This window comes from Pseudoalteromonas sp. MMG012, from assembly GCF_018100875.1.
In the GTDB taxonomy this organism is placed as follows: domain Bacteria; phylum Pseudomonadota; class Gammaproteobacteria; order Enterobacterales; family Alteromonadaceae; genus Pseudoalteromonas; species Pseudoalteromonas aurantia.
Genome location: NZ_JAGJEF010000221.1, coordinates 1 through 556 on the forward strand (window position 1 = coordinate 1; position 556 = coordinate 556).

The following is a 556-nucleotide window of genomic DNA, read 5'->3' on the forward strand; positions in this document are numbered from 1 at the left end:
GGTAGAAGAAGCGAGCGACGAGTTTGATATAGACGATATTGATGGGTTGTTAGATGAGACGGCCTCGGAACCTGAACTGGTAGAAGAAGCGAGCGACGAGTTTGATATAGACGATATTGATGGGTTGTTAGACGAAACGGCTGCGGAACCTGAACTGGTAGAAGAAGCGAGCGACGAGTTTGATATAGACGACATTGATGGGTTATTAGACGAAACGGCCTCGGAACCTGAACGGGTAGAAGAGGCGAGCGATGAGCTTGATATAGACGACATTGATGGGCTCTTAGACGAAACTCCTGCGGAACCTGAACTGGTAGAAGAGGCGAGCGACGAGTTTGATATAGACGATATGGATGGGCTCTTAGACGAAACGGCTGCGGAACCTGAACTGATAGAAGAGGCGAGCGATGAGCTTGATATAGACGACATTGATGGGCTCTTAGACGAAACTCCTGCGGAATCTGAACTGGTAGAAGAGGCGAGCGACGAGTTTGATATAGACGATATGGATGGGCTGATTGATGACGTGGAGCCAGAGCAAGAACCTGCTACGCAG

General features: G+C 49.3%; 1 pseudogene. It reads left to right on the forward strand.

Annotation, left to right across the window (positions count from 1 at the left end):
* A pseudogene (locus tag J8L97_RS23140) lies at positions 1-556 on the forward strand (hypothetical protein); the annotation flags it as partial.